Origin of the sequence: Stenotrophomonas sp. SXG-1 (assembly GCF_014083965.1) — a bacterium.
In the GTDB taxonomy this organism is placed as follows: domain Bacteria; phylum Pseudomonadota; class Gammaproteobacteria; order Xanthomonadales; family Xanthomonadaceae; genus Stenotrophomonas; species Stenotrophomonas geniculata.
Map to the genome: position 1 here is coordinate 306196 of NZ_CP046588.1, position 12505 is coordinate 318700.

At 66.6% G+C, this 12505-nt stretch carries 13 protein-coding genes; 6 read left to right on the forward strand and 7 right to left on the reverse strand.

Going from position 1 to position 12505, the window contains the following annotated elements; translation table 11 throughout:
- Positions 1–2 precede the first annotated feature (2 nt).
- Positions 3–368: a hypothetical protein gene (locus GOC52_RS01360; RefSeq protein WP_032128158.1), complete on the reverse strand. Its 366-nt coding sequence runs from the start codon at positions 366–368 to the stop codon at positions 3–5.
- Positions 369–469: 101 nt separating this feature from the next.
- The gene (locus GOC52_RS01365; protein WP_043401765.1) at positions 470–1903 is read right to left on the reverse strand and encodes a Do family serine endopeptidase; all 1434 of its coding nucleotides are present in this window, start codon (positions 1901–1903) and stop codon (positions 470–472) included.
- A 490-nt stretch (positions 1904–2393) separates the two neighbouring features.
- Here GOC52_RS01365 and GOC52_RS01370 point away from each other — a divergent pair, with 490 nt between their 5' ends.
- Together GOC52_RS01370 and GOC52_RS01375 are read left to right on the forward strand one after the other, a co-directional pair.
- Positions 2394–3287, forward strand: coding sequence for a histone (locus GOC52_RS01370; protein WP_191850492.1), 894 nt, complete (start codon positions 2394–2396; stop codon positions 3285–3287).
- 107 nt (positions 3288–3394) lie between these two features.
- The gene (locus GOC52_RS01375; RefSeq protein WP_191850494.1) at positions 3395–4087 is read left to right on the forward strand and encodes a hypothetical protein; all 693 of its coding nucleotides are present in this window, start codon (positions 3395–3397) and stop codon (positions 4085–4087) included.
- A 15-nt stretch (positions 4088–4102) separates the two neighbouring features.
- Here GOC52_RS01375 and GOC52_RS01380 read toward each other — a convergent pair whose 3' ends face one another.
- On the reverse strand, positions 4103–4462 hold the full coding sequence (locus tag GOC52_RS01380; protein WP_005407745.1) for a DUF1428 domain-containing protein: 360 nt from the start codon (positions 4460–4462) through the stop codon (positions 4103–4105).
- Between the two features lie 91 nt (positions 4463–4553).
- On the reverse strand, positions 4554–6956 hold the full coding sequence (locus tag GOC52_RS01385) for a S9 family peptidase (RefSeq protein ID WP_043401753.1): 2403 nt from the start codon (positions 6954–6956) through the stop codon (positions 4554–4556).
- 210 nt (positions 6957–7166) lie between these two features.
- Here GOC52_RS01385 and GOC52_RS01390 point away from each other — a divergent pair, with 210 nt between their 5' ends.
- Both GOC52_RS01390 and GOC52_RS01395 read left to right on the forward strand, forming a co-directional pair.
- The gene (locus GOC52_RS01390) at positions 7167–7739 is read left to right on the forward strand and encodes an OmpO family porin (protein ID WP_010486919.1); all 573 of its coding nucleotides are present in this window, start codon (positions 7167–7169) and stop codon (positions 7737–7739) included.
- A gap of 190 nt (positions 7740–7929) precedes the next feature.
- Entirely contained in the window at positions 7930–8619 is a 690-nt protein-coding gene (locus GOC52_RS01395; RefSeq protein ID WP_019337639.1) for a response regulator transcription factor, read from the forward strand.
- A gap of 6 nt (positions 8620–8625) precedes the next feature.
- Here GOC52_RS01395 and GOC52_RS01400 read toward each other — a convergent pair whose 3' ends face one another.
- Positions 8626–9063, reverse strand: coding sequence for a DUF6165 family protein (locus GOC52_RS01400; RefSeq protein WP_049403467.1), 438 nt, complete (start codon positions 9061–9063; stop codon positions 8626–8628).
- Positions 9064–9193: 130 nt separating this feature from the next.
- Between GOC52_RS01400 and GOC52_RS01405 the strand changes: the two genes are divergently transcribed.
- Positions 9194–9892, forward strand: a complete 699-nt coding sequence (locus GOC52_RS01405; protein WP_029380105.1) for a TorF family putative porin — start codon at positions 9194–9196, stop codon at positions 9890–9892.
- On the opposite strand, the gene GOC52_RS01410 is transcribed toward GOC52_RS01405, so the two are convergent.
- Positions 9889–11037, reverse strand: coding sequence for an MFS transporter (locus GOC52_RS01410; protein ID WP_329922828.1), 1149 nt, complete (start codon positions 11035–11037; stop codon positions 9889–9891). The genes GOC52_RS01405 and GOC52_RS01410 overlap by 4 nt on opposite strands.
- Positions 11038–11181: 144 nt before the next feature.
- Between GOC52_RS01410 and GOC52_RS01415 the strand changes: the two genes are divergently transcribed.
- Positions 11182–12069 carry a LysR family transcriptional regulator gene (locus tag GOC52_RS01415; RefSeq protein ID WP_191850498.1) on the forward strand — a complete coding sequence of 296 codons (888 nt, stop codon included), beginning with the start codon at positions 11182–11184 and terminating at the stop codon, positions 12067–12069.
- On the opposite strand, the gene GOC52_RS01420 is transcribed toward GOC52_RS01415, so the two are convergent.
- Positions 12038–12505, reverse strand: a complete 468-nt coding sequence (locus tag GOC52_RS01420) for a YehS family protein (protein WP_005411992.1) — start codon at positions 12503–12505, stop codon at positions 12038–12040. The genes GOC52_RS01415 and GOC52_RS01420 overlap by 32 nt on opposite strands.

The window sequence follows — 12505 nt, forward strand, 5'->3', positions numbered from 1 at the left end:
GCTTACTTGTCGCTGCTGCCGCGGGCCAGCTTGGCGATGATCCAGCCGGCAGCGAAGGCAACACCGAACGAGGCCAGCGGACGTTCACGGATCAGCTCCGCGGCGCTGTCGATCAGGTCCTTGCCCTTGTCCATCAGCGCATCCACCTGCTCCTTGGCGGCGGCACCACCGAACTCGGCGGCGGCCAGGCCGGACAGTGCGCTGTCGGACAGTTCAGCCTTGACGTTGGCCTTGCCGATACGCAGTTCGTCGCCGGCTGCGCCGGTTGCACCCTTGATCGCACCGCCGGCGGCCGACGCGGCCTGCTTCAGGTGGGAACCGGCTTCACCCAGGTGTTCCTTCAGGTTCTCGGTATTGGTGGGGCTCATCGAATCACTCCTGTTGCGATGGGGGAACGGGTGTCGGCGGTGCCGACCTGGACTGACAGCAATAGCATTGCCGGGGTATAGGGGGTGTTACGGCAGGGCGATCAGCGCATCACGAGCTGGCCCTGCTGCTGGCCATTGTTGCGCAGCACGCGTATCACCAGGGTCGGCGGGCGCTGCTGGAAGTTGGCGCGCCAGCTGGCCAGGTCGGCGAATTCGCCCACCGTGGCATCGGTGATGATGTCGCCCTGCTGCAGGCCGTTGCTGGCCGCGCGGCTGCCGCGCTTGACCTCGCTGACCAGCACGCCGCCGACACCGGACTGGCGCAATGACTCGGGCAGGTCGACGAAGGTGGCCCCGGTCAGGCGCGGGTCCAGGCTCTCGCCGGTGACCGCGCGCGCCTGTTCCTTCAACGTTGCCTTGATCTGCAGCGGCTTGCCCTCGCGGCGCACGTCCAGCGTCAATGCGCTGCCGACCGCGGCCAGGCCTTCCACGTTGTGCAGGGCTTCGGCGCTGTCTACACGTTGGCCGTTGGCCGAGACCACCACGTCGCCCGGCTTCAGCCCGGCTGCGGCGGCGGCCGAACCGGCCAGCACGCGCGTGATCAGTGCGCCACGGGTTTCGCCCAGGCCCAGGCCCTGCGCGATCTGCGCGGTCAGGTTCTGGCTTTCCACGCCCAGCGTGCCGCGCACCACCACACCGTGCTTGACCAGCTGGTCGACCACGCTGCGTGCCAGGTTGGAGGGAATCGCCAGGCCCAGGCCGATGTTGCCGGCCATGCTGCCCTGCGGGTTGAAGCTGGCGGTATTGATGCCGACCAGCTGGCCCTGCAGATCGACCAGTGCGCCACCCGAGTTGCCCGGGTTGATCGACGCATCGGTCTGGATGAAGTTCTGGTAGCCCAGCCCGCGGATACCGCTGCGGCCCACCGCTGAGACGATGCCCGAGGTGACCGTCTGGCTGAAGCCGAACGGATTGCCGATGGCCACCACGAAGTCGCCCACGCGCAGCTGGTCGCTGTTGCCGAGCTTGATGTCGGTCAGGTTCTGCGCCGGAATGCGGATCAGCGCGATGTCGGTATCGCGGTCCGAACCGAGGAATTCGGCCTTGACCGTGCGCCCGTCGGCCAGTGTCACCTGTACGTCATCGGCGTTGTCGATGACATGGTGGTTGGTCAGTACCAGGCCCTCCTTGGCGTCGATGATCACGCCCGAGCCCAGCGATTCGTTGATGCGTTCCTGCGGGATGTCCGGGAACAGGCGGCGGAAGAACGGGTCGTTGAAGAAGGGGTTGCGCACGCGCACCACCTGCTTGGTGTTGACGCTGACCACTGCCGGCATGGCCTTCTCCAGCATCGGTGCCAGCGACGGCACCGCCTGTCCGGTTACCGAGGCGGGCAATGCCGCCGTGGTCGGCAGCACCGCTGGCAGCGGCGCGGCATCGGCACGGTTGTCCAGGTGGGCATTGATGCCGGTGGCAACGAAGCCACCGAAGGCGGCGGCGATTGCGAGCGTGAGCAGGGTGGGAAGCGGTCGCATGGGAGTCGGTTCGCTGGCGTGGGTGGGGGCGGTTCGGCCCTACGGTAAAACAAGCTGAATGAGTGTGTCGCGATCTGGATAAATGCGCCATGAAAACCGGCGCCCGGAACGTGGGTCGGCATCGCCATCTGTGGGGCGGTACCGACAGCATAGGGCGTGCTTCTCAACGTGCCGACGTCTGCCGAAGCGCATGTGGATACAGGCCGATACTTGCGCAGTTCTGCGCATCCTGGTGCCGCGATGCGCCATATCGCACGCCTTTCGCTGTATTCGGACTGGTGCACGCAGGCAGCACCTGCCGCTACCCGGATCGTGCGGCGCAGCACTGAAAAAAAGGGGTTTCCTGTCAACCCACTGTGCTCGCGAGGGCGCCCGGCTACACCATTGCCGTCGCATCAGATGCGATTGCGCGCGCGCGCCCCGTTCCACGATCGTCAATGTCGGTATAGCATCGCCCCGTTTTGATACTTAAGGCCCCCAGGAGGGCAACATGAGCAACGGTAATGGTGTGTCGGTCGTGACCGACGCCGTCGAGAACGTCAAAGAAACCGCCACCAACGTTGGCGAGACCATCGCCCACGCTGCCGAAGACGCAGTGAAGTCGGTCAAGAAGACCGTCAAGCGCGCCACCAAGGCTGCCGGTACCCGCGTTGCCAAGGCCAAGAAGGCCGTGGCCAAGGTCGAGAAGACCGTTGCCAAGAAGGCCGAGAAGGCTGCCAAGTCGGTCGGCAAGACTGTTGCCAACGCCAAGAAGAAGCTGGAAGCCGCCAAGAAGAACGCCAAGGCCGAAGCCGCTGCCCTGAAGAAGGAAGTGGCCAAGAAGAAGGCAGCTGCAGGCAAGGCTGTGACCAAGAAGGCCGCTGCTGCCAAGAAGACCACCAAGGCCGCCACCAAGGCTGCCGGCAAGAAGGTCGCCACCGTGAAGAAGGCCGCCACCAAGAAGGCTGCCGTCGCGAAGAAGACCGTTGCCAAGAAGACCGCGGCCGCCAAGAAGGTTGTCGGCAAGAAGGTCGCTACCGCCAAGAAGGCCGTGGCCAAGAAGACCGTCGCCGCCAAGAAGGTCGCTGGCAAGAAGGCCGTGGCTGCGAAGAAGGTTGTCGGCAAGAAGGTTGCCGCCACCAAGAAGGTCGCCACCAGGAAGACCGCTGCCGCCAAGAAGGTTGTGGGCAAGAAGGCTGCTGTCGCCAAGAAGGCCGTCGGCAAGAAGACCGCCGCTGCCAAGAAGGTTGTCGGCAAGAAGACCGCCGTTGCCAAGAAGGCAGTTGGCAAGAAGGTTGCCGCCACCCGCAAGACGGTCGCCAAGAAGGCTGCGCCGCTGAAGAAGGTCGCCGCCAAGAAGGCTCCGGCCAGGAAGGCCGTGCGCAAGGTCGCCAAGCGCAAGTAATCGCGCCGTGACCGAAGGCCCTGCCACCCCCGGGGTGGTGGGGCCTTTCGCGTTTCTGGGACGCGGTCTGGGGCAAGATGCAGGTTGTTCCCGCCGGAGCCCCGGGCATGCGTGGTATCGACTTCAGTTCCTGGCAGGGCGTGCTGTCCACCTTGGCCGGCCTGGTCCTGATCACTCTGCTGGGCGTGGGCATCCGCCTGCTGGTGATGCAGACCCTGCAACAGCGCCGCGAGCGCGAGAACCGGCAGATCAACGAACGGCTGCGCACGCTGATGGCGGCCTACAAGACCCTGGGCGGTTCGTTCACCGGCGAACTGGGTGTGGATCCCAGCCATCGCCGTGACCTGCGCCAGCGCGAGGATGCCGAGGGCATCGCCGAGCCCCGTTCGGATCGCGCGCGCCGCATTCGTGATGCCGTTGAAGCGGCGTTGTTGGACATCCTGCTGCTGGGCACCGACGAACAGGTGCGGCTGGCCGCGCGTGCCGCCAATGAACTGGCACAGGGGCGGCCGGTACATACCCACGAACTGGTGGTCTCGCTGCGCGACTTCGTGCGCGAAGCGCTGGATCTGGCGCCGATTCCGGCCGACCTGCAGATACCGCCGCAGGGGCCGACCCGGCCGGGTGGCGCCAGTGGCGGCGGCAAGGGCCGCAACGAGGGCGATGCCAAGGGCGGTCGTGCGGGTGGAGGAGGTGGCGGTGGCGGAATGGGCGCTGGCATGGGCGGTGTGGGCCTCGGCGCCGGCGCCGCACTGGGCGCCGGCCATGCCTCTGCCAGCGATGAAACGGACGCGCGCTGAGCACGTCCGCCCGTTTCAGCGCGTCAGTTCGTAGATCGGCACGAAGCCGCCGTAGATCATCCGCGCGCCGTCGAACGGCATCGGATTCGTCGCAGGATCAAACCGCGGGTCTTCCATCATCTTCTTCATGCCGGCGTCGCGGGTCGGCTTGTCCGGCCATTCGATCCAGGAAAACACCACCGTCTCGTCCGGCGTGGCTTTCACTGCGCCGAAGAAGTCGGTGGTCTTGCCGTGCGGCACGTCATCGCCCCAGCACTCGACCACGCGCAGCGCGCCGTACTCGATGAACACCGGATCCCCTGTGCGTGCGTGGGCGAGGAACTTCTCCTTGTTGGCGGTGGGCACCGCCAGGACGAAACCATCGATGTAGCTCATTGCCTGCCTCCAGATGGACCGTGCCGCATGCACGGCCTTCAAGTACCCGACGAACCAGGGCGTCGTGGATCGACATCCTGTGCGCGCCTGTTCAGCCCGGGCCACCGGGCAGCGGCGCCAGCACCGTATCCGGTGGCTGCTGGCCGGCCAGGTGGCGCACGAAGTAGTCCCACATGCGGTGCGTGTAGGTGGCGTCGTTGCGGAACAGTTCGTGGTCCTGCCGGGCCAGGTACAGCAGGTCGTAGCTGCGCTGGGCCTTGTTCAGGGCGGCGGCCAGCTGCAGGGTCAGCGCCGGTGGCGCGTTCTCGTCCAGTTCGCCATAGACCAGCAGCAGATGCCCGCGCAGGTTGCCGGCCAGCGCCGCATTGTCGAGCCCGGCAAAGGGCGCCGGCACGCCTTCGGCAGTGGGCATGGCCGGCAGCACGCCACCGAACAGCCGGTCCATGCCGTGCAGGGCGCCGCCGTACATACCCTGGAAATTGTGGCTGCCAGCCGAGGCCACGCCCACCCTGTAGAACGTGGGATAGCGCAGCAGGGCGCGCGCTGCACTATAGCCGCCGAACGAATGCCCGTAGATGCCGACCCGCTCCAGGTCGATGCCCGGGTAGCGTTCGCCCAGCTGGCGCAGCGCAGCCACATGGTCATCCAGCTGTACATCGGCGGCGCGCAGGAAGCTGCTGTCATGGAACGCCTTGTTGCGGCCACCGGTGCCGCGCGCATCGATGCTGACCACCATGAAGCCGAGTTCGGCCAAGCTGGCGCGGGATACCGGATTCAGGGCAGACACCGCCTCGGCGTAGGTCACCGGCGCATTGCTGATGAAGGAACCACCGTACATCGCGTCGATCACCGGGAAGCTGCCATCATCGCGATAGTCGCGGGGCAGGTAGACGGTGGCGAAGATCGGCGTGCGTCCATCGGCGGCCAGCAGCCGTTCGCGCCGTGGTGCGCGCCAGCCGGCAGCAATGATCGCGCTGTCATCGGCTGTTTCCAGCACCATCACTTCACGTCCGTCATCGCTGGCCCGCAGCACGGTGCGTGGTGGCTGGTCGAGACGGGAAACGGTATCCACCAGATACCCACCGCCAGGCGACAGCGCCTGGGGAGCGCGCCCCCCGAACAGCGCGCCGGTACCGGCATCGGCCATGTGGTCGTTGCCATCGGCGGCCAGGCGCTGGATCGGACCGCCCTGCAGCGATACCCGGTACAGGCCGCGCACGTAGGGGTCGCCACCGTCGACGCCACCGGCGCTGAAGTACGCCCAGCCACCCGCAGCGTCCACACCCAGCAGGTCACGCACCACCCATTTGCCGCGGGTGAGCTGGCGCAGCACCTTGCCGTCGGACAGGCGCACCCGGTACAGATGGCCCCAGCCATCGCGCTGCGAGAACCACACGGCGGTGTCCTGCCCGGGCAGGATGGCCACCGCTGGCCGGTTGTAGGAATACACGTTGAGCTGCAGGCGAGTGTCGCTGGCTTCTTCCAGAACCGTGCGCAATGCACCGCTGTTGGCATCGATCTCCACCAGGCGCAGCCTGCGCGGTGTGCCGAAGTGCGCGATCACGGCATACAACCGATCACCGTCCCAACCCAGGATGCCGGCCTCGCTGAGCGTGTTCCAGCCCTCGGGCAGCGCGATGTCATGCTGCCTGCCGCTGGGGATATCGATCACATACAGGCTGTCGCGTACCTGCTGTGCATCGCCCAGTACCCCCAGCTTCACGGTATGCACGCGCGGCCGCGCGCTGTTGGTCGGGCTGCTTTCCAGATAGGGATAGTCCTGCAGCGCGCGTTCGTCGTAGCGGATGCCGGCTGCGTAACGGCCATCGGGTGACCAGCTCACCGCGAACGGTCGTGCCGGCATCCGGCCCTGACGGCGTGGAATACCGCGCAGGGTGAAGTCCGGCAGTACGCCATAGCCATGCCCAGCTTCACCGCCCTGGGTCAGTAGCTGCGGCGCCGCTCCAGAGTGCTGCAGCCACAGGTTGTGGTCGCGTACCTGCAGCCAGGCATCACCACCGGGCGACGGCAGTGCATCAGCCGGCGGCAACGCCTGTTGTGCGGCCGTGCACTGCAGGCGTGGCCATTGGCAGTTGATCGCCGCCTCGCCGTTGAACTGCAGGCGCAAGCCATCATCCAGTACCTGCACGCTGTTCAAGCGCAGGCGTGGCCCGCTGGCACCCAGAGGTGCAACTGCGGCGTCCAGCGCATCGGGTTCGAACAGGATCTGGCGCGTAGCCTGGATTGGATCGACCAGTATCGCCTGGCGCCGGCCCTGTGTGTCTTCGCGTTCGTACCAGAAGCGCCCATCGGCCAGCCAGTGGGGCAGGACCGAAGCATTGCGCAGCGCACCGCGCAGATGACTGTCATGCACGCGTTCGGCGCGCTGGTAGTCAGCCGCCTGCAGCGCGTGCGCAGCATGGATCGGAAACAGGGAAGCGCAGGCCAGGAGGGCGGCGCGAACAGGCATCAGCAGCGGATCGGAAACGTGCAAGGCAACCTCCTGTTGCAGTCGGCGACGAATCACAAATGCACGCGCGCCGCGCGCGTATGCCAGAGACAGCCTGAATCAAGCCAAAAAATTCAGCAATGCGAAGACCGCTGTTTTCAGGGAGCGTTGTGGCGAATAACGGAGAATTTACATTCCCGATGCGATGGCGCCCTGGCGCTGCTGCACACCATAAGAAAGTAAAGGTGTACCCCCATGAAGAATTCGCTGATTGCTCTGGCCCTGGCCGCTGCCCTGCCGTTCACCGCCTCGGCTGCTGAGAACCTGTCGTACAACTACGCCGAAGCCGACTACGCCAAGACCGACATCGACGCGTTCAAGGCCGACGGCTGGGGCGTGAAGGGTTCGTACGGCTTCCTGCCGAACTTCCACGCCTTCGGTGAGTACAGCCGCCAGGAAATCGACCACACCAACATCAAGCTGGACCAGTGGAAGATCGGCGCCGGCTACAACGTTGAAATCGCTCCGACCACCGACTTCGTTGCCCGCGTTGCTTACCAGAAGCGCGACCAGAAGCACGGCCTGGACTTCAACGGCTACAGCGCTGAAGCGGGTATCCGCACCGCCTTCGGTGCCCACGCCGAAGTCTACGGCATGGTCGGCTACGAAGATTTCTCGAAGAAGCACGGCATCAATCCGGAAGGCCAGTGGTACGGTCGCCTGGGTGGCCAGGTCAAGCTGAACCAGAACTGGGGCATCAATGGCGAGCTGAAGATGAACCGCGACGGCGACAAGGAATACACCGTCGGCCCGCGTTTCAGCTGGTAATAGCTTCCTCGGCGCGCCTGCGCGCTGAAGATGCCTCGACAGGCCCGGCGCATGCCGGGCCTGTTGCGTTGTGACGACCCGAAACCGCAGCTGAGCATGTTCCGGGGCCGCTGCTGCGTTGCAATAAATTGGATTCCGCTGCTCCCGGCGCGGGCCTACGGTGGGCACTTCGTACCGTCGGATCCATGTGATGCCGCCTGCCGTTCCCGCTCTGCCCCTCGATCGGCCCCTCGATCGGCCCCGCCGCCTGGCAATGCTGGCGCCGCATCCCGTGCTGCGCCTGGGGGTGGAGGTGGTGCTTTGCCAGCACGGTGGCGTGCAGGTCTGTGGCAGCTTCACCCGCGAAGGTGATCTGCTCGATCTGCTGCAGCGCCAGCCGGATGGCATCGACCTGTTGCTGATCGACCTGCTGGCGCCGTGCGGACCCGAACAGGGCCTGGCCCTGTTGCGGCTGTTGTCGCGGCGCTGGCCGCTGCTGCCGGTGCTGGTGCTGTCTGCGCACTGCAATGCCAGCACGGTGACCATGGCGATGCAGGCCGGCGCGCGCGGCTTTCTGTCCAAGGGAACCACGCCGGAGATGTTGCGGCGCGCAGTTGACGTACTGGCGCGTGGCGGCCGCTTCGTGCCCCCGGAGTTGCGCACGCAGTTGAGCCGATCGCGCATGCGGCGCACACCGGCGCCTGTGCTGACGCCCTTGAGCCGACGTGAGCGCGAGGTGCTCCGGCTGGTCCTGCAGGGCTGCACCACCGGCGAGGTCGCGCGGCGTTTCGGACGCACGGCCAGTACGGTCAGCACGCAGAAGCGCACGGCCTACGAAAAACTGGGCATCCACAGCGATGGTGAGCTGTTCCGCATCCGGCACCTGCTCGAATGCGGATGAGCGGGCTTACTCGCCCTGGTACTGTTTCTCTTCCACCAGCGCCGAACCGGCCACGCGGTTGATCTCGTTCTTCACCTGCACGCGCTCACCATTGGTGCCATAGACACCGCGTGCCAGCTGGATGAAGGCATCGTCGAATACCTGGGCCGCTTCCTTGTCGCGCAGCTGGTCCTGGATGTCCCACATGCGCTCGTTGATCGCCTTCAGCTGCTGCTGCAGCGCGGCCAGGGCCGGCTGTGCCTGCAGCTGCTGCTGCAACAAGGGCAGCAGGCCGTCCAGTTCGGTGCGCACGTTGGCCAGCTTGGCCGCATCGTCGATGCGCTCGGCCTTGATCTGGAGAATGGTGATCTTGTCGATCAGCTCGCCGATCGATACCGGGGTCAGGATGGCGTCCACGCGGTTGGTTCCTGGAAACAGGGCGCCATGATACCGCGCTGCTGGCATGTGGCCCCGATCCGCGGGATTTACGCCGAATTTGCGCCACGGGCCCGGCAGCACCCTCGATCCGTTACGGCCACCGCCTCGACACTGCGTTCCCGGCGGCGTGACCGCCTTCGACGAGGAACACAGTGCAGTGAACAGCAAGGGGATGATGGCGGCGGTGGTGGCCGCCCTGGCAGGGCTGCTCGGAATCGGCAGCGCGCAGGCACAGGTACAGGTCAGTGGCAGTGCGGCGTTGACCAGTGACTACGTGTGGCGTGGCAGCTCGCAGAGCGACGGCGACCCGGCGGTGCAGGCGGGCGCGAAGGTTTCGATCCCATCGGGTTGGTACGCCAGCGTGTGGGGCTCCAACGTTTCGTTCAAGCCGGACAACGGCGCGCGCAGCGAGTTCGACCTGGTGGCGGGCTGGTCCGGTGCGCTGGCCCCGGACTGGACACTGGATGCCAACCTGACCCGCTACATGTACCCGGGCACCGGCCGCGCGCTGGACTGGACCGAACTCAATACCACCGTGACCTGGAAGCAGCGCGCCTGGTTGCAGGTCGCCCATTCCAGCGATGCATTGGCCGGCGGCCATCGCGGCACCTATGCCCAGTTGGGCGTGCGGGTACCGCTGCACGAGCGGTTCCGCCTGGAGGCGGCGGTGGGCCAGTATTGGCTGGCCACCGCCCAGGGGCCGGATTACCTGCATGGACAGCTCAGTGCCATCGCCTCGCTGACCCCGGCATGGGAACTGCGCGCCACCGTGCATGACACTGACAGCGCGGCCAAGCGCCTGTTCCCGGGCAATGCCGGGGGGCGTTGGGAGCTGGCGCTGCAGGGCAGCTTCTAGTTCGACGACACCGCCTGGCGCGCACGCAGCGCGCCGGGCAGCCACAGCAGCAGGGCCAGCACGGCCACCGTGGCACCGGCCACGCAGACGCCGGTCCAGCCGAAGCGCTGGTAGACCTGCGCCGACAACAGCGAACCCAGCGAACCGCCGATGAAATAGCCGGTCATGTAGCCTGCATTGAGGCGGTTGCGTGCGGCTGGTTGCAGCGCATAGATCAGGTTCTGGTTGCTGACGTGCAGCAGCTGCGCGGCCAGGTCCAGCACCACTACGCCGACCAGCAGCGCCAGCAGCGAGTGTGCCGACAGCCCCAGTGGCAGCCACGAGAGCAGCAACAGCGCCAGCGCGATGGCGGTGGCGCGGCCGGTCTGCCCGCGGTCGGACATGCGGCCGGCCAGGCCGGCCGCCAGCGTGCCGGCGGCGCCGACCAGTCCGAACAGGCCGATGGTGGCGTCGCTGTAGGTGTAGGGCGGTTGTGCCAGCAGGAACGCCAGTGGCGTCCAGAAGATCGCGAACATGGCGAAGCTGCAGGCGCCCAGCAGCGTGCGCTGGCGCAGCACGGGTTCCTGTACGAACAGCACACCGATCGAGCGCAGCAACGCGAAGTAGCCAAGGCCGGCGCTGTGGTGGAAGCGCGGCAGGCCGCGCTGCAGTGCCAGCGCGGTCAGTACCAGGGTGCCGGCGGCGATCGCGTACACCAGGCGCCAGTCGCCCAGGCTGGAAAGCAGGCCGGCCACGGTACGTGCCAGCAGGATGCCCAGCAGCAGGCCACTCATCAACGTGCCGACCACGCGACCACGATGCTCGGGCGCCGCCAGCGTGGCGGCGAACGGCACCAGCACCTGGGCCACCACCGAGAACAGGCCGGTGATCGCGGTGCCCACCAGCAGCCAGGTCAGCGACGGCGCACAGGCACTGATCACCAGCCCGCCGGCGGACAACAGGCTCATCACCACGATCAGGCGGCGGCGTTCGAACAGGTCTCCCAGCGGCACCAGCAGGATCAGTCCGGCGGCATAGCTCAGCTGTGCGGCAGTGACCACCATGCCAACCTGGCCGAACGGCACACCGAAGGCATCGGCAATGGTGTGCAGCAGCGGCTGCGCATAGTAGTTGCTGGCCACGGCCACGCCGGTAGCCACCGACATCAGCAGCACCTGCCAGCGGTGCAGAGGGGGGAGGGACGGACTCACGCGGTGTTCCAGAGAAGCGGGGTGCACAGTGTCCGCCTGCTGCAGCGATGATGGAAATGAATCATCATCATCCCTGTCATCTGGAAACGAGATAGCAGGGTGAACCTCAAGCAGCTCGAGTTTGCCGTCGCCCTGGCCGAGGAAGGCAACTTCACCCGCGCCGCCGAACGCTGCCATGTGGTGCAGTCCGCACTCAGCCACCAGATCGCCGCACTGGAGCAGGAACTGGGCACGCCGCTGTTTGAACGCCTGCCGCGCCAGGTGCGGGCCACCGCCGCCGGTGAGGCCATGCTGGTGCATGCGCGGCAGGCCTTGGCCAGCCTGCGCCATCTGCGTGCCGACGTGGCGGCGGTGAGTGGCGAGGTGCGCGGGCTGCTGGCGATCGGGCAGATTTCCTCGCTGACCGGCATCGACGTGGTGGCGATGCTGGCCGCCTTCCAGCAGGTGCACCCGCAGGTGGAATTACAATTGCGGGTGGACAAGAGCGAGGACCTGATCGCGCAGGTGCAGTCGCGCGACCTGGATGTGGCGCTGGTCGGGTTGTCACCCTCGGCCGGCCTGGACGGGGTCTGCCACCAGATGCTGCAGGAAGAAGACCTGGTGGCGGTGCTGGCGCCGTCGCACCGCTTGGCCCGGCGCAAGCGGCTGCCATTGACCGAATTGCAGGACGAGGCGCTGGTCGACTTCCCGCGCGGCACCGGTGCGCGGCGGCAGACCGACGATGCCTTCGCCGCCGCTGGCCTGCCGCATGCGGTGCGCTTCGAGGTCAATCTGATGGAACTGATCGAGCGCTTCGTCCGCCATGGGCTGGCGGTTGGCATCGTGCCGACGTTGATTGCCGAAGGCTTCCAGGGCGTGGTGCGGATTCCGCTGCAGCCGACCCCGACCCGCCGCGTGCACCTGGTCTGGCAGCGGCTGCCGACACCGGCGGCGCGGGCGTTCGTCGAGGCCGTGCTCAGCCGCGCAGGCGCAGGCTCAGGCCCTTGAGGAAATTGCGCAGCATCTGGTCCAGGCAACGCCGATAGTTGGTGTGGCCGGGCTGGCGGAACAGCGCGCCCACTTCCGACTTGGACACGTTGAAACCGGCGCTGGCGAAGATCTCCATCAGATCGACGTCGCGCAGCTGGAACGCCACGCGCAGCTTCTTCAGCACCAGGTTGTTGTCGATGCGGGTTTCCACCGCACGCTGCGGCTGGCTCTCGTCGCGACCGCGCAGGTGCACGATCAGGCCATCGAGGAAGTGCGCCAGCGCGCTGTCGCTCATCGCCTCGAAACCGGCTTCGTCCTCGCGGCGCAGCCAGGCCTTGACCTGCTCGGGATCCACGGCGAAGGCCGGGTCGGCCATCTGGCACAGGGTCACCACGTGGTGGTCGCCCAGGTCCAGGGAGTAGCGCACGCTGCGCAGGACATCGTTGTTGATCAT